The organism is Methanomethylovorans sp. (assembly GCF_041305605.1).
In the GTDB taxonomy this organism is placed as follows: domain Archaea; phylum Halobacteriota; class Methanosarcinia; order Methanosarcinales; family Methanosarcinaceae; genus Methanomethylovorans.
The window spans coordinates 1-22920 of the sequence record NZ_JBFYLB010000050.1 but is presented as its reverse complement, the minus strand read 5'-3'; the positions used below and the strand labels follow the sequence as shown (position 1 = coordinate 22920).

The 22920-nt window shown below is 44.5% G+C and carries 31 protein-coding genes; 17 read left to right on the top strand and 14 right to left on the bottom strand.

Going from position 1 to position 22920, the window contains the following annotated elements; all coding sequences use genetic code 11:
- Nucleotides 1–4: 4 nt before the first annotated feature.
- Both ACCM36_RS03430 and ACCM36_RS03425 read right to left on the bottom strand, forming a co-directional pair.
- Entirely contained in the window at nucleotides 5–595 is a 591-nt protein-coding gene (locus ACCM36_RS03430) for a DUF99 family protein (RefSeq protein ID WP_370572332.1), read from the bottom strand.
- Between the two features lie 49 nt (nucleotides 596–644).
- Nucleotides 645–1937, bottom strand: a complete 1293-nt coding sequence (locus tag ACCM36_RS03425; RefSeq protein ID WP_370572331.1) for a proteasome-activating nucleotidase — start codon at nucleotides 1935–1937, stop codon at nucleotides 645–647.
- 83 nt (nucleotides 1938–2020) lie between these two features.
- Between ACCM36_RS03425 and ACCM36_RS03420 the strand changes: the two genes are divergently transcribed.
- The 3 genes from ACCM36_RS03420 (at nucleotide 2021) to ACCM36_RS03410 (ending at nucleotide 3860) form a co-directional block, all read left to right on the top strand.
- Nucleotides 2021–2503, top strand: coding sequence for a multiprotein bridging factor aMBF1 (locus tag ACCM36_RS03420; RefSeq protein ID WP_370572330.1), 483 nt, complete (start codon nucleotides 2021–2023; stop codon nucleotides 2501–2503).
- Nucleotides 2504–2525: 22 nt separating this feature from the next.
- On the top strand, nucleotides 2526–3341 hold the full coding sequence (gene proC / locus ACCM36_RS03415; RefSeq protein WP_370572329.1) for a pyrroline-5-carboxylate reductase: 816 nt from the start codon (nucleotides 2526–2528) through the stop codon (nucleotides 3339–3341).
- Nucleotides 3342–3467: 126 nt separating this feature from the next.
- The gene (locus ACCM36_RS03410; RefSeq protein ID WP_370572328.1) at nucleotides 3468–3860 is read left to right on the top strand and encodes a DUF356 domain-containing protein; all 393 of its coding nucleotides are present in this window, start codon (nucleotides 3468–3470) and stop codon (nucleotides 3858–3860) included.
- Here ACCM36_RS03410 and ACCM36_RS03405 read toward each other — a convergent pair.
- The 3 genes from ACCM36_RS03405 to ACCM36_RS03395 form a co-directional block, all read right to left on the bottom strand.
- On the bottom strand, nucleotides 3857–4402 hold the full coding sequence (locus ACCM36_RS03405; RefSeq protein WP_370572327.1) for a toprim domain-containing protein: 546 nt from the start codon (nucleotides 4400–4402) through the stop codon (nucleotides 3857–3859). The genes ACCM36_RS03410 and ACCM36_RS03405 overlap by 4 nt on opposite strands.
- A gap of 6 nt (nucleotides 4403–4408) precedes the next feature.
- Complete coding sequence (locus ACCM36_RS03400) at nucleotides 4409–4534, bottom strand: hypothetical protein (protein ID WP_370572326.1); 126 nt, start codon at nucleotides 4532–4534, stop codon at nucleotides 4409–4411.
- 79 nt (nucleotides 4535–4613) lie between these two features.
- A complete protein-coding gene (locus ACCM36_RS03395; RefSeq protein WP_370572325.1) occupies nucleotides 4614–4931 on the bottom strand; it encodes a DUF167 domain-containing protein in 318 nt (105 codons plus the stop codon).
- Between the two features lie 417 nt (nucleotides 4932–5348).
- Here ACCM36_RS03395 and ACCM36_RS03390 point away from each other — a divergent pair, with 417 nt between their 5' ends.
- The 6 genes from ACCM36_RS03390 (at nucleotide 5349) to ACCM36_RS03365 (ending at nucleotide 9772) form a co-directional block, all read left to right on the top strand.
- On the top strand, nucleotides 5349–6452 hold the full coding sequence (locus ACCM36_RS03390) for an amidohydrolase family protein (protein WP_370572324.1): 1104 nt from the start codon (nucleotides 5349–5351) through the stop codon (nucleotides 6450–6452).
- 17 nt (nucleotides 6453–6469) lie between these two features.
- A complete protein-coding gene (locus ACCM36_RS03385; RefSeq protein WP_370572323.1) occupies nucleotides 6470–6925 on the top strand; it encodes a universal stress protein in 456 nt (151 codons plus the stop codon).
- A gap of 18 nt (nucleotides 6926–6943) precedes the next feature.
- Entirely contained in the window at nucleotides 6944–7795 is an 852-nt protein-coding gene (locus tag ACCM36_RS03380; RefSeq protein ID WP_370572322.1) for a CBS domain-containing protein, read from the top strand.
- A gap of 56 nt (nucleotides 7796–7851) precedes the next feature.
- On the top strand, nucleotides 7852–8538 hold the full coding sequence (locus tag ACCM36_RS03375; protein ID WP_370572321.1) for a 2,5-diamino-6-(ribosylamino)-4(3H)-pyrimidinone 5'-phosphate reductase: 687 nt from the start codon (nucleotides 7852–7854) through the stop codon (nucleotides 8536–8538).
- A gap of 91 nt (nucleotides 8539–8629) precedes the next feature.
- Nucleotides 8630–9100, top strand: coding sequence for a thioredoxin family protein (locus ACCM36_RS03370; RefSeq protein ID WP_370572320.1), 471 nt, complete (start codon nucleotides 8630–8632; stop codon nucleotides 9098–9100).
- 21 nt (nucleotides 9101–9121) lie between these two features.
- A complete protein-coding gene (locus ACCM36_RS03365) occupies nucleotides 9122–9772 on the top strand; it encodes a cytochrome c biogenesis CcdA family protein (RefSeq protein WP_370572319.1) in 651 nt (216 codons plus the stop codon).
- 50 nt (nucleotides 9773–9822) lie between these two features.
- Here the strand turns inward: ACCM36_RS03365 and ACCM36_RS03360 are convergent, their stop codons facing one another.
- The 7 genes from ACCM36_RS03360 to cbiT are packed head-to-tail and all read right to left on the bottom strand — an operon-like array spanning nucleotide 9823 to nucleotide 14098.
- Nucleotides 9823–10548 carry a precorrin-8X methylmutase gene (locus ACCM36_RS03360; RefSeq protein ID WP_370572318.1) on the bottom strand — a complete coding sequence of 242 codons (726 nt, stop codon included), beginning with the start codon at nucleotides 10546–10548 and terminating at the stop codon, nucleotides 9823–9825.
- Entirely contained in the window at nucleotides 10538–11344 is an 807-nt protein-coding gene (gene cobJ, locus ACCM36_RS03355; protein WP_370572317.1) for a precorrin-3B C(17)-methyltransferase, read from the bottom strand. The genes ACCM36_RS03360 and cobJ overlap by 11 nt, the downstream gene beginning before the upstream one ends.
- The gene (locus ACCM36_RS03350; RefSeq protein ID WP_370572316.1) at nucleotides 11313–11666 is read right to left on the bottom strand and encodes a cobalamin biosynthesis protein; all 354 of its coding nucleotides are present in this window, start codon (nucleotides 11664–11666) and stop codon (nucleotides 11313–11315) included. The genes cobJ and ACCM36_RS03350 overlap by 32 nt, the downstream gene beginning before the upstream one ends.
- The gene (locus ACCM36_RS03345; RefSeq protein ID WP_370572315.1) at nucleotides 11663–12157 is read right to left on the bottom strand and encodes a cobalamin biosynthesis protein CbiG; all 495 of its coding nucleotides are present in this window, start codon (nucleotides 12155–12157) and stop codon (nucleotides 11663–11665) included. The genes ACCM36_RS03350 and ACCM36_RS03345 overlap by 4 nt, the downstream gene beginning before the upstream one ends.
- Before the next feature lie 14 nt (nucleotides 12158–12171).
- Nucleotides 12172–12903 (bottom strand): precorrin-4 C(11)-methyltransferase, encoded by a 732-nt coding sequence (gene cobM / locus ACCM36_RS03340; RefSeq protein ID WP_370572314.1) that lies wholly within the window; start codon nucleotides 12901–12903, stop codon nucleotides 12172–12174.
- An 18-nt stretch (nucleotides 12904–12921) separates the two neighbouring features.
- Nucleotides 12922–13530 (bottom strand): cobalt-factor II C(20)-methyltransferase, encoded by a 609-nt coding sequence (locus ACCM36_RS03335; protein ID WP_370572313.1) that lies wholly within the window; start codon nucleotides 13528–13530, stop codon nucleotides 12922–12924.
- A gap of 16 nt (nucleotides 13531–13546) precedes the next feature.
- The gene (cbiT, locus tag ACCM36_RS03330) at nucleotides 13547–14098 is read right to left on the bottom strand and encodes a precorrin-6Y C5,15-methyltransferase (decarboxylating) subunit CbiT (protein ID WP_370572312.1); all 552 of its coding nucleotides are present in this window, start codon (nucleotides 14096–14098) and stop codon (nucleotides 13547–13549) included.
- A gap of 120 nt (nucleotides 14099–14218) precedes the next feature.
- On the opposite strand from cbiT, the gene ACCM36_RS03325 reads away from it, so the two are divergent.
- A complete protein-coding gene (locus ACCM36_RS03325; RefSeq protein ID WP_370572311.1) occupies nucleotides 14219–15697 on the top strand; it encodes a cobyric acid synthase in 1479 nt (492 codons plus the stop codon).
- Between the two features lie 23 nt (nucleotides 15698–15720).
- On the opposite strand, the gene ACCM36_RS03320 is transcribed toward ACCM36_RS03325, so the two are convergent.
- Nucleotides 15721–16158, bottom strand: a complete 438-nt coding sequence (locus ACCM36_RS03320) for a mCpol domain-containing protein (protein ID WP_370572310.1) — start codon at nucleotides 16156–16158, stop codon at nucleotides 15721–15723.
- A gap of 187 nt (nucleotides 16159–16345) precedes the next feature.
- On the opposite strand from ACCM36_RS03320, the gene trpD reads away from it, so the two are divergent.
- Genes trpD through ACCM36_RS03295 form a run of 5 tightly spaced genes read left to right on the top strand, consistent with a single transcriptional unit; the run spans nucleotide 16346 to nucleotide 20774 of the window.
- A complete protein-coding gene (gene trpD / locus ACCM36_RS03315; RefSeq protein ID WP_370572309.1) occupies nucleotides 16346–17404 on the top strand; it encodes an anthranilate phosphoribosyltransferase in 1059 nt (352 codons plus the stop codon).
- On the top strand, nucleotides 17358–18035 hold the full coding sequence (locus tag ACCM36_RS03310; protein WP_370572308.1) for a phosphoribosylanthranilate isomerase: 678 nt from the start codon (nucleotides 17358–17360) through the stop codon (nucleotides 18033–18035). Before trpD ends, ACCM36_RS03310 begins: the two co-directional genes overlap by 47 nt.
- A complete protein-coding gene (gene trpE, locus ACCM36_RS03305; RefSeq protein WP_370572307.1) occupies nucleotides 18028–19599 on the top strand; it encodes an anthranilate synthase component I in 1572 nt (523 codons plus the stop codon). Before ACCM36_RS03310 ends, trpE begins: the two co-directional genes overlap by 8 nt.
- Complete coding sequence (locus tag ACCM36_RS03300) at nucleotides 19599–20186, top strand: aminodeoxychorismate/anthranilate synthase component II (RefSeq protein WP_370572306.1); 588 nt, start codon at nucleotides 19599–19601, stop codon at nucleotides 20184–20186. Before trpE ends, ACCM36_RS03300 begins: the two co-directional genes overlap by 1 nt.
- Nucleotides 20187–20210: 24 nt before the next feature.
- Complete coding sequence (locus ACCM36_RS03295) at nucleotides 20211–20774, top strand: adenylate kinase family protein (protein ID WP_370572305.1); 564 nt, start codon at nucleotides 20211–20213, stop codon at nucleotides 20772–20774.
- Here the strand turns inward: ACCM36_RS03295 and ACCM36_RS03290 are convergent.
- Nucleotides 20771–21451 carry a hypothetical protein gene (locus tag ACCM36_RS03290; protein WP_370572304.1) on the bottom strand — a complete coding sequence of 227 codons (681 nt, stop codon included), beginning with the start codon at nucleotides 21449–21451 and terminating at the stop codon, nucleotides 20771–20773. The two genes, ACCM36_RS03295 and ACCM36_RS03290, sit on opposite strands and share 4 nt — an antisense overlap.
- Before the next feature lie 252 nt (nucleotides 21452–21703).
- Here ACCM36_RS03290 and ACCM36_RS03285 point away from each other — a divergent pair, with 252 nt between their 5' ends.
- Together ACCM36_RS03285 and ACCM36_RS03280 are read left to right on the top strand one after the other, a co-directional pair.
- Nucleotides 21704–22141, top strand: coding sequence for a MarR family winged helix-turn-helix transcriptional regulator (locus ACCM36_RS03285; protein WP_370572303.1), 438 nt, complete (start codon nucleotides 21704–21706; stop codon nucleotides 22139–22141).
- 16 nt (nucleotides 22142–22157) lie between these two features.
- Nucleotides 22158–22814 (top strand): ATP-binding cassette domain-containing protein, encoded by a 657-nt coding sequence (locus tag ACCM36_RS03280; RefSeq protein WP_370572302.1) that lies wholly within the window; start codon nucleotides 22158–22160, stop codon nucleotides 22812–22814.
- Nucleotides 22815–22920: the final 106 nt, after the last annotated feature.

Sequence of the window (22920 nt, the reverse complement as noted above, 5' to 3'; positions counted from 1 at the left end):
TACCTTATGCTTTTCCCCTTGATTCACCCAGTACGATCCCCGTGGCTATGAGGTGGGCCACTCTCAAAGGTTCAGGTATGTTGCTTCTGGTTGCTGTGAGTTGTACGATCCTTGCTGCATGTTGCGCTTCTATTCCCGCGCATTGGATGTATACATGGTTAGGTCCAGCCCCTGTTCGCACTTTTGTGATGCCGCCAGCCCGAAGAATGATGCCCATTCTTTTTTGTGGTTCAGGAAGGTGGAACAATGCATCTTCTATTTTTCTGAAATTTGGATATGATCGCATAACTGCCACTACGGGAATACCTGTCAGTTCCCAGATGTGATGAATGTCCACCGGATTGAAACCGGCATACGTCACCCCGTCCAGCATTATGATTCGTATCTGTCCACAATGTTTACTGGATAATATCATCTCTGCAATGGTATCCGTACTATCCATGCCATCCCTTGTGACATAGGATCTCATGACACCATCCAGCCAACCTCCTCCCCTGAAAAAGGCTCCGACTATCATTATCTGATCAGCAATCAATGCGGAATCATCTATGGCAAGTACTCTTATCTCGCTTTTTATATGGAATGGTCTATACACAAAAGTAGATTATCCGCTGACAAAAAAAAATGATCGCCAACCACGAACATCAGCCAAACATTGTTTGTGGTTGATCGGTAGTGACCTGGACCGAATACTTTACAGGTGACATTACTTTCTTCACTGATCTGAGGAAGTGTTCCATCTCTACCTGTTCTTTATCTTCTCTTACGGCTAGCATACCCGCTTCCATGGCAACAGCGCTAAGATCAGCACCACTCTCTCCTTCAGTAAGGGCGGCAAGCTTCTTGAAATCAATATCTTTCGCAATCCTCATTTTTCGGGTATGGATCCGGAGAATTAATTCTCTTGCACTGGCATCCGGCATAGGTACATTAACTATCCTGTCAAATCTGCCAGGGCGCAGTATGGCAGGGTCAAGTACATCCAGGCGATTGGTTGCGGCGATTATGCGCACTTCGCCACGGTTATCAAAACCATCCATCTCGGCCAGAAGTTGCATAAGTGTACGCTGCACCTCGCGGTCAGCACCATTCGTATCATTAAGACGTCTTGAGGCAATGGCATCGAGCTCATCGATGAATATGATCGAGGGTGCCTTCTTCCTTGCCATGGCAAAGATCTCCCGCACAAGCTTGGCTCCATCGCCTATGTATTTTTGTATTAGCTCCGAACCCACTACTCTAATAAAAGTAGCTTCTGTCCTGTTGGCCACTGCTTTTGCCAACAGGGTCTTCCCTGTACCCGGCTCTCCAAAAAGCAATACTCCTTTTGGAGGTGATATGCCTATTTTAGCAAAAGCCTCCGGTTTAGTAAGTGGCAGTTCAACGGATTCAACGATCTCCTGTACCTGCTCATCAAGGCCGCCTATCTGATCATAATCCACGTCCTGGGGATCAACCACCTCCATGGCATTTACCATGGGTTCCTCGGTGAAAGGTATGACATCGACCACAGCGAGAGTCTGTTGATTTAAAGCCACAGTAGCCCCAGGCACCAAGGTCTCATCATCGATGAACTGAGAAACACCCACCAAGAATTGGGGGCCAGTACTACTCTTCACAAGGACCTTGTCATTACCAATGAGGTCTATTACGGTTGCCACTACAAGCGGCGCAGTCTTCAATCGATCAATTTCGGCCTGCATCCTGCGAACTTCGCGTTCGAATTTGAGTTTCTGGCTTTCTACATATCTTTTTTCCGACTCCATCTGGTCGCATTGCTCTTTAAGAAGAGTGTTGCGGGACTCTAATTGTTTCATGCGGTCCAGCAGATATTTGGAAAAATCTTCGTCACTTTCTGAACCAGCATATTCATAGTTTTTCCTGTCCGCTCCCGCAGGAGAGAACCTTTTGGTGTCTGCCTCACTGGTCTCGTTCATACAGCTCCGAACATTATTTAAGCGCATACGATATATAGCCCTTTCGTAAAAACGCAATGTAGGCTTTTAAGAGTGATTTGTGTATGCAATGCGAAATATGCGGTGAAGATATTCGTGGAAGTCCTTTTAAGGTTACTATCGATGGTAGCGAACTGACTGTATGCACCAAATGCTCCCAGTACGGTACACCTGCCAGCAAACGCACACCTGTCTCAAGGAAGATCTCCCCGGTTCAACAGACATCTGTCAGGCCCAGGAGGTCCCAAAGGACAGGATTCGAAAAGCTAGCTGAAGAGATCGTGGACAATTATGACCAGGTTATCCGGGAAGCAAGGGAAAAGCATGGCTGGACCCCGGAAGAACTTGCAGCGCAAATAAAGGAAAAGGCCACACTCATCCGGAAATTTGAACGCCGGGAGCTTGTTCCGGAGGACAGTGTAAGGGAAAAGCTTGAGCGTATCCTTGAGGTAAAACTAATTGAAAAGATTGGGGCAGATGACTGGAAAGGAGATAAGCTCCATAAAGGAACTACCCTTGGAGACATAGTCAATATCAAGCGTAAGTAAGCACACAGGGAGTTGTAAGTTAATGAGCCTTAAGGACAAGAAGCTGGGAATAATCGGAACGGGCAAGATGGGTTCTGCCCTAATTAAAGGTATTTGCGATTCAGGAGTCATAGTTTCTTCCAACGTTTATGCAAGTGATGTTTATGAATCCGCACTTGAGAAAATGCGCACGGAACTGGGAATCAATGTGTCCACTGACAACAGTTTTACGGTTTCCAACTCCGATATAATTTTGCTCGCAGTCAAGCCACAGATACTAAAAAGTGTGCTGAAATCGATAAAGGATCATGTTACATCTGAAAAGCTTGTAATCTCAATAGCTGCGGGAGTTCCCCTACACGAGATTGCAAATGAGCTGGCTCCTGGAACAAGGATCATCCGTGTGATGCCGAACATCGCTGCAACAGTTTCGGAGGCAGCATCTGCGGTTTGTCCAGGTCCAAATGCTTCCATGGGGGATGCCGAACTTGCGCTTGAGATGTTCAGTTCTGTGGGTAGTGCTATAATAGTCCAGGAAAAACTGATGGATGCGGTAACAGGACTTTCAGGAAGCGGACCAGCGTATATATTCCCTGTGATCGAAGCCATGGCCGACGGTGGTGTATATGAAGGTCTGGACCGGGAAAGTGCACTTGTGTTGGCAGCTCAGACAGTACTTGGTGCAGCAAAGATGACTCTTGAGTTCCATGCTCATCCCGGGGAGCTCAAGGATATGGTCACATCTCCCGCGGGAACCACTATCAGGGGAATTAAGGTACTTGAGGAGAGGGGTGTGCGCGCAGCCTTCATGAACGCGGTCATTGCTTCTGCTAAAAGGTCCCGGGAACTCGGAGAATAAAATCTAATGGAAAACTATATATTAAAATAGAATTTAGTAAATGTTGAGCATTTGAAATTTAAAATAACAAAATTCTTATATCGAGAACTGTAAAGTATGTCTGAAATTGAAAAGGGGGATTGTAGTTTGACCAGAGGGATTGACATTAAGTCGTTCGCTGTTATAAGGGCGGACAATGCCGACAAGGTTAATGTAGCATTGCATGATCTTGAACACTATGGTCATCTACGTTTTCTATCAAAGCCTAAGCGCATCGAACCTCAGTATGCAGATAATGTGCTTGTGAGTGTGGTCGGGGTACCTCTCAAATCCAAATGCAACTCTGCAGCACTGGTGGAACTCGATAATAATGCGGGAGCAGCTATCAGTAAACTTCGTAAGATCCATCCGCCAGCACACATTGTAATTGTGAGCCCCCGGCATAAAGTCTACGAAGAATTAGTGGATAAGGCCGAACTATATCCTGAGTTCGAACGTAAGTTTGCTTCTCAGGACAGTACGCAATCGGCTTATGGCTAAATGAAAACGTTATCATCAGTGTTGTTATAGTGGTATCCGGGATCAGCTATTTGCCTTAGTTTTAGAATGTGGGTATATAGGCTTTCCACGTCCTTTATATCTTTCCGTACAAGGGATAGAATACGTTTTCTTAGTCGGTGCTCTATTTTGATGCCGTAATATTCCAGATGGTCAGATATCTTCTTTTCAAGAATGATGCCTCTTCGGTCCCAGTCTGTCAATATAATAACTTCTTTCCCAGTAGCAGCAACTTTTTCGCAGATGTCTGTCAAGGGGTGATGGGTAACAAGTTCTATCCTTCCTTTTATACCAAGTTCTCTCAGTGATGTCAGATCTCTTTTTCCCTCTACCAGGATTATGTTCCCTTCCATAGAAAAACAGAGGAGTTCTTCAAGCAACTCTTCAATAAGCTCAAGACGTTTTCTATATACAAACATGGGCGCCTTGAGTGTTTTTTCATAACCGGGGATTCTATGGGTCTTCAAGTTCTTTGACATATGGGATGTATCGTTTTCGGCAACTATTTGTTCCCAACTTGACAAGTATTTTCATGCTTCTGTGGTCTGGCATGTATCAGCTTCTCGGCAATCCACTATTTGTACAGATCTGTGGAATTGTTCGAATTGCTCATAATACCTTGCGCGTTCAAGTAAACCATCGAATAGTGTATCCATGCTCTTCACCTCAGATTTACTATGGCAGGAGCATATATTAACCGGTCCCAAGCTAGGTGAAAGTATTCTGTGGACCTGGTCAATCCTTTATATTTTTTCCAAGAACAGATAATGTAAGATCCATATCTACTGTTTTTACTAGGATCGATTTCTGGCTGTTCTTAGCTCCACTGATGATACTGACAGAAGAACTGGCCACGTCAAATAAAGCTGCCAGCTGTTCTATCAGCTGTTCATTAGCTTTTCCTTTCTGTGCAGCCTGGGAAAGCTTAACCTCAATGCGTTTTCTCCAGGGGTTATATCCACTCGGGACGCATGTCTGTTTAGAACCTGGGGTGACTTCAAGATCTATCACTATTCCGTCACTTACCTCTCTTAATGCATCCTTGAAAGGCATGGATATAGAAATCTCCAAATTGTATATCGCAGTAATGAGAATCCTGGCTTGCACACCGATAATGCTGTGGCCTGACGCACTAACTCCGGGAGCTCATCCTCTGGAATGTCCGCAGTCCTTCCCAGTTTCCCTCGTGACAGGCGCATTTTGCATTATCTTATGTAGCGCATCATGGTTGACTGTACACTCATCGAAAGGCTCTGCCATGTTCTTGTGCAAGGACCTATTAATGCGCAGTCAATGGTTTAGACTGCACCTATATCAATATTACGCATAAATCTGCAAGAAATCTGTTATATGACGTTTGAAGCTCGTTACAACACGAAAAATCTTATTAATGATCATGAACATTTACCAGTTTAATAGCACAGTTTTTCCTGTGGATATTATTAATAAGGGTACAGCAACGAGTTTCAAATGTCCAGCGAACAGATAATTTCCGGGAAGATCATCCTGGGGCCGGAACCGGAAGTCATCGAAGGATATATCTGTCTTAAGGATGGGGTCATAACCGATATCGCAGAAGAGAACACGAGCAGTGAGAATATTATTTCTCCTTGCATGGTGAACTCTCATACTCACATAGGGGATTCGGTTCTCAAAGATCCCGTACTTGGAAAGACTATAGGCAACCGGGTAGAACGTGATCTGGATTCCCTTGTCAGACCACCGGATGGTCTTAAACATCGCATACTACAGGCTACTCCACAGTCCAGACTTATTAAATCTATGCAAAGGACAATTTCTGATATGATTGACACCGGAACCTTCGCTTTTGCAGATTTCAGAGAAGGCGGAGTACCCGGAGTCCTTGCTTTGAAGGACGCCCTTAAAGGCAAGAACATACAGGGCAGGGTTCTTGGGAGAATCGAGCGAACAGAAGGTGACCTGGCTGATATTACGTATGAAGCTGAACACTTGCTGGCAGAATCCGACGGGTTTGGCATAAGCGGTGCCAGAGATATGAGTAGTGTCCTACTGGAAACGTTAAGGGATGTTGCAGCAGCACGGAAGAAACCCTTCTTTATCCACGCCGGAGAAAAAAACAGAAGTGATGTAGAGGATGCTATTTCTCTTGATCCGGATGTTTTTATCCACATGACCCACGCAGAACCTCATGACCTCAGGCAAGTTGCAGATGAGCAAAAACCAGTGATAGTTTGTCCCAGGTCCAATTTCATAACAGATGTAGGCATGCCTCCTGTGGAAAAGATGCTTGATCTTGGGATCAATGTAGCTGTAGGTACTGACAATGTGATGCTTAATTCTCCCAACATGTTCGCTGAGATGGAGGCACTTGTAAAAATATATGGAATTGATGATAGACAAGTATTTAAGATGTGTACGCTTAAGGGTGCATCAATATTGAATACCAATAAAATCGGATATATTGCAAAAGGTCTTAGTCCAAAGATCATGGTCCTAAATGGCAGCTCTGACAACCTTGCAGGTATCACTGATCCTGTAAGAGGGATTGTCCGCAGGGCAAGACCTGATGACATCCTTACAATTATCAATTAATTTGTGGAGATTGGATAATGACAGCCGAGTTTAAGAAAATATTCATTGCGACAGACGGTTCTGAACAGAACAGAAGAGCTATCGAATACGGGATAGAACTGGCAAAAATAGCCGGGGGGAAAATATTTGTCGGCTACGTAGTGGACACAGCTGCTTTTGCTTCCATACCTATGGATGCCGGATGGGAAATGATGTATGAGCTTATGGAGACCGAAGCAAACGACGCTGTACAAAAAGTTGATGTTCTTGCAAAACAGGCAGGCGTGGAGGCGGAGACTGTCGTACTGGAAGGTCATCCCAGTAATGAGATCATTGAATTTGCACAGAAAAATGGGGTCGATGTTATAGTAATGGGCACTCTGGGCAAGAGTGGTCTTGACAGGTTCCTTCTGGGAAGCGTTGCAGAAAAAGTTACCCGCAACTCCACAGTGCCTGTCCTTGTAGTAAAAGGTGTTTCCTCCAAGAAGGAGTGAGCGCGGAAGAGGATCTACATGCCTAAAAACATCAAAGTTTCAGATATAATGGTAAAAGATGTTGCCTGTGCAACACTTCCAGGGTCTAGAGATGAAGTTCTTGAGATCCTGAAGGCAAAGAGAGTATCAGGGGTGCCTGTATTAAAGGATGGGAAGCTTGTTGGTATTGTCAGCAGGTCAAATCTTTTGCAGAATCCGGAAGAAGAACAACTTGCATTGCTCATGACGAGGGATCCTGTCAGTATAACTGCGGATAAGGATATCACAGATGCTGCAAGGCTGATCCTGCAACATAATATCCGAAGGCTTCCTGTAGTCGAAGATGGGAAACTGAAAGGTCTACTCACCATTGCAGATATTGTTGGCGCTCTTGCAGAACTGAATCTGACTGATCACGTAGGTCAGTACAGCAGCAATAAATCAGTACCTGTATGGAGTGAGACCCCTCTTAACGTGGTCGCAAGGATAATGGAACTTGCAAATGTGAAAGCAGTTCCCGTCCTGAGCTCCGAACTGGAACTCGTGGGTATTATCTCGGACCGAGATGTTATAAGCGCCAGTATCATCGAAGATTCGGTAGAGATGTCAAACATGTCCAACGGTTCGGATGATGATCACTGGACCTGGGAATCCATGCGTGACACGATGAGTATCTACTATAGTGTTTCAAGGATCAAGGTTCCAAATGTGCTTGCCAAGGATATCATGGTCACTAGCCTTGTAAAAGCTTCATATATATCTGGTGTAAGTGAATGTGCGCTTAAGATGAAACGTAACCGAATAGACCAAGTTCCAATAGTCAATGCAAACCAGAAGTTCCTTGGGCTATTAAGGGATCGTGACCTATTGAGATCAATTGTAAATCTTTGATCCTGCCGGTCGGATGCTTTTTTGCGTCCGGCCGTTTTACATAATGGTGTTTTAATATGGATCGGCCATTCACTTTTATTAATTCTGCGATGTCTGCCGATGGGAAGATCTCTACATGGCAGAGAAAACAGGTACGGATCTCAGGAGCAATTGACTTTGATCGCGTGGATCAGTTGCGGGCCACATCCGATGCTGTAATGGTTGGAATAGGTACAGTACTTGCCGATGATCCAAGTCTTACGGTAAAGTCTGCGCAAAGAAAAGGAGAACGTAAGGCAAAGGGTCTTGATGAGAATCCCATCCGTATTGTAATAGACAGTCAGGCAAGAACCCCTCTTGAAGCTGATATTTTCAAAAAGGGAGAAGGTCAGAGAATAGTGGTGGTTAGTTCTTCTGCTCATTCTAATAAGGTAGAGGCATTGAGGAAGAAAGCCAAGGTCATCATTAGCGGAGATATTAGGATTGATCTTCCGGATGCTATGCAACAGTTGCACAGGCTGGGGATCAGACATTTAATGGTAGAGGGTGGAGCAACACTTAACTGGGCTATGCTCTCAAGCGGCCTTGTGGATGAGATCTACACTTTTGTGGGGAACATTATAATTGGGGGACAAATGGCTCCTACTCTGGTGGACGGTGAAGGCTTTACAGATACCAGCACTCTGCCTCTTGAACTTATCTCAGCAGAGAAAATAGAGAAGGGTCTTTTCTTGAAATGGAAAGTTCTCAACTTTCTAAAATGAATATAGATGGTTTTGTACTGTGGTGTACAAACTGCACAAAACCTATATTAAGGCAAGACAGTATACTAATTGGTAGTTCCCAGGTGAATTTATGAAGAAATACCTTTTCCTTTGTCTTGTAGCCTTACTGATAGGCACTTCCGGTTGTCTTGATACAAATCCCTCATCAGAGGATAGTACCATAATGACTGTTCAAGATCAGCAGCAAATAGATGAAGCGCTTGTTTCAGGGCCGGTGCTTGTAGATATGGGCTTTGCCTCCTGTCCCGCATGTAAGATCATGAAACCCACTGTTGAAGAGGTTTCGCAGGAGTATCTTGGAAAGGCAACGGTTATGTACATCGATACCCAGGAAAATCCAAGAGTTGCCATGAGCTTTAATGTCTATTCTGTACCTGATATGTTCGTAATAGTGGATAATGACTCGGAAGGTTATCTCTATATGACCTCTGATGGCAATATTACCAGGGACAGGAATATTGCAAGGTTCATCGGTGTAACAGGGAAAGATGTTCTTACCAAAACCCTGGACTTGGCCATTGCGTCAAGGCAGAATGATTAACAGAAACTAACAAGCAAAGATATGATCACTACAGATATTGATCCTCTGGCTGTGTTACTTGCAGGCATGTTAAGTGTGCTTTCGCCCTGTACTCTTCCCCTGTTGCCTGCAATATTGGCCTTTTCTACAAAGGATGGAAAATATAGGCCTGTTGCGGTGGTAATTGGATTATCTCTTTCCTTCACTACGATGGGTGTTGTCACATCTGCCTTCGGAGCCTTGTTAATACGCTACATTCCTTATTTGCATCTCGTAGCTTCTATTACTATTGTTCTTTTTGGCACTGTTATGTTATTTGATCTTCAGGTCATCAACAGGCTATCGTCATTAACCGGTAAAATCCATACTGAAAAGCAGGGACTACTGGGTGGTGTCTTGCTCGGCCTATCTCTGGGGATCATTTGGATACCATGTGTAGGTCCTTTATTAGGAAGTGTATTGGTACTGGTGGCTGTGCAGGGCAATCTGGCATACGGCGCATCATTGCTGATTATATACTCTATCGGTTTTGCAGTGCCCATGCTGATAATAGCTTATTCTGCAAACGTATCTTCCGCAAAATTGCGGAGTATAGCCCGCTATGACTTTATTGTCAAGAAAATAGCAGGTGTCATACTGATAGTTGTAGGAATGTGGATGGCGTACACCAGTCAATTAAGTTTACTCTTCTAATCTGTAGAAAAAGAAAATTTGACTAAAAAGAAAAGTGGATGCGGGAAGGTTTACTCCTCGCATTCGTCTTTTGAATTTGCGATTGCCACAAGCTCATTAACACAGGCAACGGCTATGGGGGTTCCACCCCTGGTACCGATACATGTGATCGAAGGTATGTCTGTGTCTCTCACAACTTCCTTAGATTCTGCAGCATTTACAAACCCCACAGGTGTTGCTATAACAAGAGCCGGCCTTATGCCATGCTCTACCATACGGCACACCGCAAGTGCTGCGGAAGGAGCGTTACCTATGGCAACGATGGATCCTTCCAGCCTGTCCCTACATGCAAGGAAACCAGCGGCTGTGCGGGTGATGCCGAACTTCTTGGCTATGGCAGCATCTTTATCCTCATCCATCACGCAAATGACATCGGACTTGTGCCCCATCTTTGTGATACCGTATTTTACCATGTTGATGTCCACGAATATTGGGGCACCTTTCTTCAGAGCTTCCACGCCTGCCTGCACGGGATCTTTGTTGAAATGCATGAGATATGCCATGGAGAGATCTCCCACAGCAACCATACAGCGCTGCCTGATCCTGTCCTCTATGGTCCTGTCTCCTAAAATCTGCTTGGCAAGGTTACGGCTTGTCATGTAAATGGCCTTTGCCTCATCGGTCTGGGCGCCGAGGTCAGTACAGATGTCAATAAGTGCGGGATCCATTTTTGTGGTAAACTCCACAAGCTCTTCAAGAGCAGGTGAACTCGATTGCTTTTTGCTCTTAGTAGTCATACTTTCTCTGATACCCCCTTGGAGTGATTATTCTTTCCCCGTTATTGCTCTTCCATATCCTGGACTCATTGTTGGCTATCAGGATAGTGGTGCTCATGTCCACCCAGTCGTTGTAGTTCATAACTTCATCAAGGGTGGTGACAACATAGTCCTGGTCAGTGTCCCTTAAGGCATTCTTTACAAGGCCAACTGGTACTGAACCATTCTTGTATTTTTTAATTATTTCTATGGCCTGTGAGAAATTGGACTTGCGCTGTCTGCTTTTTGGGTTATATAATGCTATCACGAAATCTGCAGAAGATGCTGCATTCAGCCTTTTTTCGATGATTTCCCAGGGGGTTAGCAGATCGCTTAAACTGATTACTGCAAAATCGTTTACTATGGGTGCACCCAGCACGCTTGCTGCAGCAGTAATGGCTGTAACACCCGGAAGCACTTCGATATCGACATCAAGGCCTTCATGTTCTGCTACTTCCAATACAAGTCCGGCCATACCATAAATGTTGGCATCTCCTCCACTTATCATGGAAACTACTTTGTCTTTTGCCAGTTGTACTGCCTTTACAGCCCTGTCCACTTCCTTTCCCATGGCGCTGCGGATGATCTCCTGTTTATCGATCAACTCTGCTATCTGGTCAAGATAAGTGCCGTTACCTACAATGTAATCAGAGTTCATCAATACATCTCTGGCGGCAATTGTCATCTGGGGTACTGAACCAGGTCCAATACCGATTATGTACAGCCTCCCTTTTCCAGCAGAGGTCTTATTCTGCGATTGCGATTGTGATCCTTCCATATACCTTCTTCCTTAAGATCAGTTCCTTTTTTTTAGAAAGCGCCAATGCAGATGGTTCTGCCACCCCTGTCAAACCGAAACGATTTGCCTGGGACCCAGACGGCGCATCATATAGATTGATTTCATCCTCGGAAAGAAATTTAATCTCCTTGCCAAGGATAGCAACAGCTTCAAGCAGGCCATTTTCATTTTCTTTTAACTTAGAGGAGGCAAGTATGTCTACGTCATCAATGTTTTTACCCACTTCTGCAAGTGCAGACTCAATGGCAGATATGACTTCTTCTTTGTTGACACCGCGCCTGGCTCCAATACCTATGATCATCTGTTTTCCGCCTTTTCCTTTTTCAGCACAGATACGTCATCGCCCACTACTACGATCTTGGGACCTTTTATCTCAAGCACTTCTACATCCTGTTCCAGCAGGGAACAGTTGACCTGCCGGGTGGAGTCCTTGTTAACAATATCGCATCCCAGGGCCTTGGCAATGCCCTCCACAGAGTTACGGTTATGCACCTCTGTTGCTGTGGTGATGACCGGAATGGCACCAATTTCCGAGATCCTGCGGACCAGCTCGTTGGCACCGTGATGTCCCCCCAGCAGGGAAATGGCGAAGTTGAGATTAGAGTCTACCACAACTACAGCAGGGTCTTTCCATTTATCCTGGATAAGTGGTGCTATGTCCCTCACCACTATACCCGTTGCAAAGACCGCCACTATTGCATCGTATTCCTCAAATGCCTTTCTGAATATCTCTTTTTCGTATAGCAAGATATCTGCATCTAAGTGACTGGCTATACGCTCAGCGATCCCCATATTCCTTTCAAAGGTTATGACAGCGGTTCTTGTGCTACTCCGTATAGGTAAGACCTCCCATAGTTCTTGGGGTCTACCACCCCTCCGATGAGGATCATGGCTGAGCGTTTTATGCCTTCCTCCTTGACCTTCTGAGCGATGTCGGCCACAGTGCCGATGACTATTTTCTGGTCAGGCCAGGAAGCATGGAAGACCACAGCCACCGGAGTATCCGGGCTGTACTCGACCTTTTTCATGATCTCCTCGATCTTCTGTGTACCCAGGAAAACAGCCATTGTGGCATTATGCCGGGAAAGCTCCTTGATCTGGTCCTCTTCCAGGGTCTTGCCTGCGGGCCTTGTGATAATGAGGGTTTCTGTAACGTTGTTCAGAGTTAGCTGTGTCTTGAGTGCTGCTGCAGTTGCAAAAACTGAGGAGACACCTGGAACTATCTCGACTTCCACGTCGAACTTCTTCAACTCCTCTATCTGTTCGACTATAGAGCCATAGAGCGATGGATCACCACTGTGCAGGCGCACTACTTTTTTACCCATATTCAGGGCATCCACCATCAACTTATTTGTCTCATCCAGAGTTAGTCCGTAACTATCTACTTTTTCTCCCTTTGAATAATTAAGCACTTCCGGATTTACAAGGGAACCGGCATATATTACAAGGTCCGCCTGTTCCAGGAGTTCCTTGCCCATGACGGTTATGTACTTGGCATTACCCGGGCCTGAACCCACAAAATATACCTTATGAGCCATTGTATATATCCTCCGTTATTATTTTTGCCCGAACACTATACTGAAGTAATTACCTTTTTCGGGGATCTGTTCCATCTCCTTGATGATGATCTCATCATCCATGAACAGGCGCTGGGCAAACGTGAACTTCTTGTAGCCTTCTTTTTTCATGGAGTCTATGATCTCAAGGGGCTTGGTTGCCTTAAGGACTATTTTAGAGGTCTTCTCAGACCCATCACTCACTTCAAATGAAGCATCTACCTCTGCATCGGCTCTGGAAGCAAAGGATGTAATAGAACTGATCCCTGGTATTGTGGCTGTCTCAACATCCGGGTACAGCCTTTTCATTACTCTTTTGAGATGTGTGAAAGTAGAGAAGAAATTCGGATCGCCTATGAGTCCGAAGGATACAAGGTTATGTCTGGACTCCTCTGCTATGAGTTCTGCGTTCTTTGTCCATACTTCGTTGAGGACATTATAATCTGTAAGCATGGGGAAATCAAGGATCTCCGCCTCAGCATACGGGGCAACAAGCTCAGCGGCCAGTCTGCCGGGCACATACACCTTATGGCTTTTCTTAAGGGTCTCTACAGCCTTCAACGTAAGAAGTTCCGGGGATCCCGGTCCAAGTCCAACTCCAATCAGCATTTATATGATTCTCCTCTTAATTCGTTTTGTCTGTTCCTCCGACAATGATGTACACCGGATTTTCAGGCTTGAACATTGTCTCACCAACAAGATCGACCCCACGGGATACTATCACGTGGAGCACCTCGCGGAATATGCCAAGTTCTTTCATCCTCTGTATAACCCTTACTACGGTCTCGATACGCACAGCGTCCACGACTATACTACGGGCATTTTTTGCCGCAAGAGCATCCAGTACCTCCAGGATATTCTTAGATCCACCAACGAAAGCGCAATCTACTTTTTCCGCTTGAGCGATGACCTCAGAGGATTCACCGAAAACCAGATTCACATTCGGTATCTTAAATGCTTCGAAATTTTTCTCTGCTACTTCAATAGCTTCTGTCCTTGCATCTATTGCAGTGATGTTAAGGTTCTTAACAAGTGAACTTGCTTCTATAGACACAGCACCTGTACCACACCCTACATCAAAGAACATATCGCTGTCCCTTAGTCCTAACTTAGAGATAGCGATAGCGATTATTTCCGGTTTTGTTGGGCCACCGCTTACACGTAAAAGATCAAACATGTTCCACCTAATTTAAGTAAACTGGAGTTCTGGAGTTAAGTAGATATAAGTTGTTCCTCATAAAACTTGTGAGAAATCTTCGTTAACACAAAAGCTTTCCATGTTAAAAGGTTGTTGGATATGACTGGCAAAAGTACTAAAAAATTACTGGTACTGGGGACTGCCTCGGATGTAGGCAAAAGCATAATGGTCACAGGCCTTTGCAAGATCCTTTCAGAGAAATACCGCGTGGCTCCGTTCAAGGCTCAGAATATGAGTCTCAATTCCTGGATCACTAAAGATGGTAAAGAAATAGGCATAGCACAGGCGGTGCAGGCCAAGGCGGCAGGAGTTGACCCCACTGCGGATATGAATCCAGTGCTTCTGAAACCCAAAGGGGACAGGACTTCACAGGTTATCATACTGGGTGAGCCGTTTGCTGATAAATCGGCAGGCAACTACTACGATTCTATCTCTGAGACCATGGAAGTGGTAAAAGGGGCTCTGGACAGGCTTGGTGAGAAATACGAGCTCATTGTAATGGAAGGAGCAGGCGGAGCTGCGGAAATTAATCTCTATGACCGGGATATCGTGAATGTAGGCACAGCAAGGCTTACACAGGCTCCCATCATCCTGGTGGGCAACATCGAATCCGGAGGTGTGTTTGCAAGCCTCTATGGCACAGTTGCACTGTTGCCCGAGGATATACGCGGCAACATAAAAGGTTTCGTTATCAACAAGTTCAGAGGAGATCCTGCCATCCTGGAGCCCGGGTTAAGGCAACTGGAGGAGATGACTGGCATCCCTGTATTGGGTGTATTGCCCTATTACAAACTCAATATCCCCTCCGAGGATTCCATGGCCATCATCTCGAAAAGCAGAAATACTTCTTCAGGCTGCCTGAACGATGTCGATATTGCAGTGATCAGACTGCCACGCATATCCAATTTTACTGATTTTGAACCTCTGGAGCGCCTGGCAAAAGTAAGATATGTGGAACCGCATGAAGATCTTGGCACTCCTGACTGTGTCATTATACCGGGTACCAAGAACACCATCAGTGATCTTTTAGATCTTAAGGCAAGTGGGATGGATAAGCAGATCCGGGCACTGTATGGGAAGGTGCCTATTTTTGGAATATGTGGTGGATACCAGATGCTCGGTAAAACCTTGCATGATTCCGGCATAGAGAATGGTCTGGAAGCAGATTATGAGGGTCTGGGACTGCTTGATGTGGAAACGGCTTTCGGGGAGTACAAGAAGACCACTACTCAGGTGAAAAAGAAAGTAGTTGCCGAGGGACCTATATTCCGTCATATCAAGGGTGAGGAAGTCTGGGGATACGAGATCCACATGGGTAAGACAAAGACTCCCCGGACAGCATTTGGTGACGATGGCAGCATCGATGAGAGCGGCACTGTCATAGGCACATACCTGCACGGTCTGTTCGAGAACAGCAACATAAGAACTTCCCTGATGATCTACCTGGCCGAGAAGAAGGGTGTGGAGTTCCATCCCGAGGTGGCGACCACCGAAGAAGAAGCATACAAGGAGCTTGCCGACATCGTACGCAGCTGTCTGGACATGGACAAGATATATACGATGGTAGAGAAAAGTTGAAATTTTAATTTAAGCAGAAGGCCTTATTCTACCAGACACGGAGTAAGGCCTTCTACAGAGCAGGATGAATGCGGAACGACACTATTCAGGTCAAATACCTCTAATTTGTTGCTTAGCGTATAGATTACTATTCTATTTCTTCCAATGGATTTGGCATACTTAAAAGCAACATATGTCTTTTCCAAAGTATCTCCAACTCCAACTGAAACAGTATTTACCTTTCCAATTTTATCAAAGTAATTACACAAGTCGATCAGATCAACTGCTTTGCATTTGCATAATATGCAATCACCTGCAGAGAAAACAATTTTCAAGCTTTCATGCTGCAAATGGTCAATGATCTTATCAATTGTACTTGTTATCTGCGTACTTGTTCTGGTGATGTTCGTTTCATCATTTTCAAGCAAGCATTTTTCGAATTTTTGATGAATATCGTCCCCATCTATTGCTATATATATCAAATTGAACTCCCCCATTTACATATTTGATTTCAATAAATATAATGCATTCTTTTGAACCATCTTTTAATCTTTCATTTGACTTCTAACATGTTTTGACACTCTTTTGTTCAACAGGAAAGTATATATAATTCATTTACTTATACATCAATGTACAACTTAAACCATTGATGTCTATAAAGGTGTTGTCATGCAGTCGTACATACAAAAAGTAAGTGCAGGTGAGAACCTGACATTGCAAGAGGCTGAGAAAGCGATCACAGAAATTTTCACGCAGGCCACTGATGCCCAGATAGCCGGATTGCTCATGGCTTTGAAAATGAAAGGTGAGACTGCTGATGAGATAGCAGGGTTTGCATGTGGTATGAAAAAAGCTGCCCGAAGCATATGCCCTGATGTAAAAGGCACACTTGTGGATGTTGTAGGTACCGGAGCGGATAGGCATAAGACCATCAATGTTTCCACAGCTGCTGCAATTATTGCTTCTGCTGCAGGAGTGAACGTAGCAAAGCACGGCAACCGCGCGATCACTTCTCTTTCCGGCAGTGCAGACGTACTGGAACAGTTGGGCATAAAGATCGACAAAGACCCTGAATCAGTCAAAGAATCCATCGAAAAGATAGGCATCGGATTCATGCTTGCTCCGGTTTTCCACCCGGCGATGAAGAGGGTTGCAGGCATAAGAAAGGAAATGGGTGTAAGAACAGTGTTCAACATCCTTGGTCCTCTTACAAATCCGGCAGGTGCTGATGCACAGCTCATAGGTGTATATGATCCCGGCCTCTGTGAGGTTTTTGCACAGGTGCTTAAGAAGATGGGTGCAAAACGGGCCATGATCGTACACGGGGATGGAATGGATGAGATCTCCAACATCTCAGAGACCCAGGTTGCGGAACTTAAAGACGGCAAAATAAAGACCTATGCCATCTCTCCCGAAGACCTTGGCATCAAGAGAGCAAAGGCCACAGATATCGTAGGGGGCACTCCTGCAGAGAACGCAAAGGACATAATCTACATATTCAAAGGAGAAAAGGGACCGAAAAGAGATCTTATTGTGATAAACGCCGCAGCCGCACTCTACGTTGCAGGTGCAGCCGATTCTCTGAAGGAAGCTATACCTCTGGTCGAAGAGGTTCTCGATTCAGGCAAGGCCATGGAAAAGCTCAGACAGTTCAGCGACAAGACCTTCGAAGGTTTAGAATATGAGAGCTCCTGTAAGAGCGAAGATCTGCGGCATGCGGTGTGCTGAAGACATCGAACTGGCCGTGAGGTGCGGAGCAGATGCGGTAGGGTTCATTACAGAAGTACCTGTGAACAGCCCCAGGAAGCTCGATGTTGCAACTGCATCATCCCTTATCTCACAAGTGCCGCTGTTCGTAGATTCTGTTCTTGTGATCATGCCGGAAAGCGGAGAGGAAGCAGTGGAACTTATTGACACATGCAGGCCGGATATCGTCCAACTGCATAACGACCCTGCCTTTTCGGAACTTGAATATATAAGGGACAATGTCCGGCAGAAGATCATCAAAACCATCTCCATAACTGTTGAGAAACAGAACCTTGTGGAAGAGATGCTTCCATCAATTCACAGGTTGTTTGATAATGACTTTATCGATGGCATACTGCTTGACTCAAGCAAAGCCGGACTGGCAGGCGGAACTGGCGTTGTGCATGACTGGTCTGTAAGCAGGCGGATTGTGGAGATAATGGAAACCCCGGTGATACTGGCAGGAGGTCTCAATCCCGAAAATGTGCGCCGGGCAGTGGAAGAAGTAAGGCCCTATGCAGTGGATGTTGCATCGGGAGTTGAGAAAAATGGAAAGAAAGACCCTGATAAAGTGAGCAGGTTCATTACACAGATAAGGTGTGCAAATGGTTGAATTCGATCTTAACAAAGAAGATTTTATTACCCTTGTAGAAAACTCAAAAACGCCTGCAATCGTACAGCTTATGGCAAAGGTGGAAAGCATATGCACTCCGTTGCAACTGTATGCGACCTTGCAGAATGCAAACTATTCATACCTTCTTGAATCGGTGGAAAAAGAGAAAAGGCATGCAAGGTACTCTTTTGTGGGTTCAGAGCCTGAACTGGTGGTAGATATTAAGGATAGGTCCCTTACCATAGATTGCCAGAAGAATTCTGAGCTTTCGAAGTTCATTCATGGTAAAGTAAAGGCAATGGGAAAAACAGAATCGCTTATCGGAGGCAGGTTCAGGGTACAAATAAAGGAACAAAATGATGATCTTGGTGCTTTCCGTGAGATATTCCCAACGAGTAACAATGTTCAACTACTCAATCAGAAGCGTTTTGACAGGCAAACATTCCTCGGAGGCGCCATAGGTTACAACAGTTATGACCTGGTCTATGATTCCTGGATAGGAAGGGAGAAAAAAACAGATTCTGACACTCCTGAGATGCATTTTGCCATAATGACCAAGACTTTTGTCTTTGACCACATCACCAATGAGACATATTTTGTCATCACTCCTTTTGTTACAAAGGACAGCGATCTTGAAGCAGTGTATGAACACGCTTTAGCAGATGCACAGCTCATGGAGCGGTCACTGCATATGTCCTCGGTGATAGGCATCAGTTCCGATATATTGACCAGGGTAAAATCTGAGGAACCAGTTCCAAGCACTGACCAGGAAACTTTTGAAAAGGCGGTGCTGGCTTCAAAGCAGCACATCATTGACGGTGACATCTTCCAGGTAGTGCTTTCACGCAGGTACACTGTTAAAATGAGCCAGACTCCCCTGCAATTATACATACGGCTCAGGGACATAAACCCAAGCCCTTACATGTACATTTTCAATTTCAAGGATATCGGTATCGTGGGTGCAAGTCCCGAAACCCTCATGACGGTCTACAACAGAAAGGTCATCACCAATCCCATTGCAGGCACATGTCCCCGAGGTAAGGATGAGGACGAGGACAAAGAACTTGCCTCCCACATGCTTAAAGATGAGAAAGAAAGAGCAGAGCATATCATGCTTGTAGATCTGGGACGCAATGATGTAAGAATGGTTTCAAAAGGTGGGACCGTCAAGGTAGATGACCTCATGAGCGTTGTCAAATATTCTCATGTCCAGCATATAGAGAGCACTGTAAGTGGAAATTTGAGAGATGAATGTGACCAGTTCGATGCCACTCGTGCCATTTTTCCAGCAGGTACGCTATCCGGAGCACCCAAGATCCGGGCAATGGAGATAATTGATGACCTGGAACCCGCTGCAAGAGGCATATACGGTGGTGGAGTAGGTTACTATTCCTGGAACGGTGATGCTGATTTTGCCATAGTCATCAGGACAGTCCTTATCAAGAACAATACCGCCTATGTGCAGGCAGGAGCAGGCATCGTAGCGGATTCAGACCCTACATACGAATATCTGGAAACCGAAAGGAAAATGGCTGCAATGATAAAAGCTATCGGGGGGAAATAATGAGAATATTGTTCATCAACAACAAGGATTCCTTTGTCTGGAACCTTGTGGACTATGTTTCCATATTCGAGCCAGACACAGTGGTTGTTCCGAACTCTATCTCTCCGGAAGAAGTAAGAAAGATACACCCGGATGCCATCGTGATATCGCCTGGTCCGGGCACACCCCATAAGCCTGAAGATGTGGGAACCTGTCTTGATATCATAAGGGATTTCGGCCCCGATATTCCGGTGCTTGGTGTCTGTTTCGGACATCAGTCCATTAATACTGCTTTCGGAGGCACCGTTGGACACGCAAAAGGTGGACCTGTACACGGCAAGACATCTGACATCAGCCACGAGAATTCGCCGCTCTTTGATGGTGTATCACAGACCTTTAAAGGCGGAAGATATCACTCCCTTGCCATTGAAAAGCTTGCAGATGAGCTTAGGGTGACTGCAAATACAGAAGATGGCATTATCATGGCTGTGGAACACATGAAATATCCCATATACGGTGTACAGTTCCATCCAGAATCAGTGCTGACTGAAAGCGGAATGAAGATCGTTGAGAACTTCCTGAAGATAGCCGGCATGCATAAGGATTAAGCCCTTGCAGGTTTATTGGAGATCATGCTTATCGGGATCACAGGAACACCAGGAACGGGTAAAACATCGGTCACATTGCAGCTAGAAAAAAAGCCCGGATATCAGATAATCCACCTCAATGAACTGATCAGGGAAGAGAAGCTCTACTGCGAAGTGGATGCCGAAAGGGACTGTGTTGTAGCTGATATGGACCTTGTGGAGCAGAGGGTCATGGAAAAAGTTGACAGTTCCAGCCCTGTTATTATACTGGACAGTCATCTTTCCCATCATATTGCTGATATTGTCATCGTACTTAGGGCATCCCCTGATAAACTGAGGGAGAGGCTTAAGATAAGGAATTATTCTGAAAACAAGATACAGGAAAACCTGGAAGCAGAGGCTCTGGATGTGATCCTGTTCGAATCAGTGGAATGGTGTGACAAGGTCTTTGAAATAGACACCACCAACCAGACCATTGAGGAGACCATCACAGATATTGAAGAGATCATCAGTGCACTGCTCAAAGGGCAGGATGAAGAACTGATGGTAAAATACAAACCCGGTTCAGTGGACTGGAGTGAGGAATTTTTTGCCAATATGCATCTTTAAAATTGTTTGTTCATGAAATCTTCTATGAGTTTTACTCTATCCATCCTTTCCCTTCTTTTGTTTACATTTAGCTGCAATTCCAAAGGTGGAACCTTTATATTATAGCCATTCCATTTTATGGTCTCAAGGTTCTGTTTTGCATACGGACCACAGTCTACTGGTTCTGGAATATCTAGGATTTCTTGCGGGTCAGATGCAATATCTATTCTTGCATGTAGAAAAATTACCCCGAAATCTTTAGTTAACCATCCGTTTGTGTCAACAATAGGTTCAATTAAACAGTCTGAGAAAACATCGGTAATTTCTTCAATGCTTTTTGAATCAGTCATAATATCTACATCATGAGGATTCATTTTTATTCCACGAATGCATGCAGCACAGCTTCCAGTTAACCACCAGTTAATATTTGTCTCTTGAGTTCTTTGGCAAAATTCTGTTAATGCTTTTTCCCATGGAACAGGAACGAAATAACCAAGCTGGTCAAACATCAAGTTTGCATTATCAAAATATCGCTTCTGTATCTTATCTAAATATTTAACATCCTTTGGATAGATTTTAGTATATCCCTTGCCATCATTTTCATAAAAGCACATTTGCAAAATTCTCTCGTATTTTGGATGGAACTCTGAAATCCTGAATGTTACTTTTTCATCTGATTCCTCAAAAGAAACTCTCATCTACTCGATCTCCTTTATCTATCTGATTTCTTAATTCACGTCTTAAAATTGTAACTATAGATCGAAGGTAAGATTTTCTTTAGGTTTTTATCCTTTTTAAATTGTCAGATAAGAATTAGATCAAGAGTAGCTTTTTCTACAGAGTCTTTAGCCGTTCATCTGAATAAACAACTACCTGATATCTAACCAAAAAGAAGATATATTTCGTATATAGTAATATTCGACTAACGAATTATTATGGAGGAATGAGCTTTGGATGAAAATACTCTACTTCACAAGATCATCGACATTATTCACTACAAAAATGAATATCAGCTTCAGACATCCGGGATCCCTCCTCAGGAGATGTATGTACTTGAGAGGATATACCTTCACAGAACCCTACTTTCAAAGGATATCTCTCAAAAATACAATATTCCTCCCTCCACGCTCACAGGGCTCCTTGACCGGCTGGAAAATAAAAAATTTATTGAAAGGTTGAGAACGAACAAAGATCGAAGGTCTATAGAGCTGATTGCCACTGAAAATGGAAAGTCGGTTGTTGAAAAGCATATAACAGAGGACCAGATGTTTGCCAGGAACTTATTCGATAGTCTGGAACCTCAGAAAAAAGAGCAACTCAAAACCCTTCTTGAGGAACTGCTTGAAAAGGTCGATGTAGAATCCCTGTTCTCTCCAAAGCACCAATAGAAAGGAGGTATTGTATTTGCCTTTGCTCGATTTCCGGAACGTATCTTTTGCCAACGATGGCAAGAGCATTCTCAGGAACATATCCTTTGTTGCTGAGGCTGGAGATTTTATCTCTATCATTGGTTCATCAGGCAGTGGTAAAAGCACATTGCTCAAACTTTGTAGTCATTTGATAAGTCCGACAGCTGGAAACATATTCTACAAAGGTGTGAATATGACCGAATATAGTCCAACAGAGTTAAGAAAAGGCATATCCTATTGCTCTCAATTCCCCTATCTCTTTGGAAGTAGTGTAAAAGATAATCTGGATTTTCCCTTCTTCATAAGGAATATGCCCTTCAACGAAAGCAGGGTAAAGGAACTATTCTCATTGTTCAATATATCTTTCACTTTTCTGAATGCCGATGTTCAAAACCTTTCCGGGGGAGAGAAACAAAGGATATCGCTGGTAAGAACTTTATTGTTCCTTCCTGAAGTTCTGCTGCTGGACGAGGTCACTTCTTCCCTTGATGTGGAAAATATACGCATGGTGGAGAATGCCATTTCTTCCCTCAACAGGGATGGCATTACTATCCTATGGATCACGCATGACCCCGAACAAAGCCAAAAGTATGCAAATAAGATCATTACCTTGGAAGCTGGCGAGATTAAGTCCCTGAAGGTTTTAAAATGAATGGTTCAGTAGCTATTGATAGCACATCGTTGCTCATTGCTTCTTCCCTTGTGCTGGTGTCACTTTATCTATCATACTCACAAAAACTGGGGCTTGAGAAGGAAAC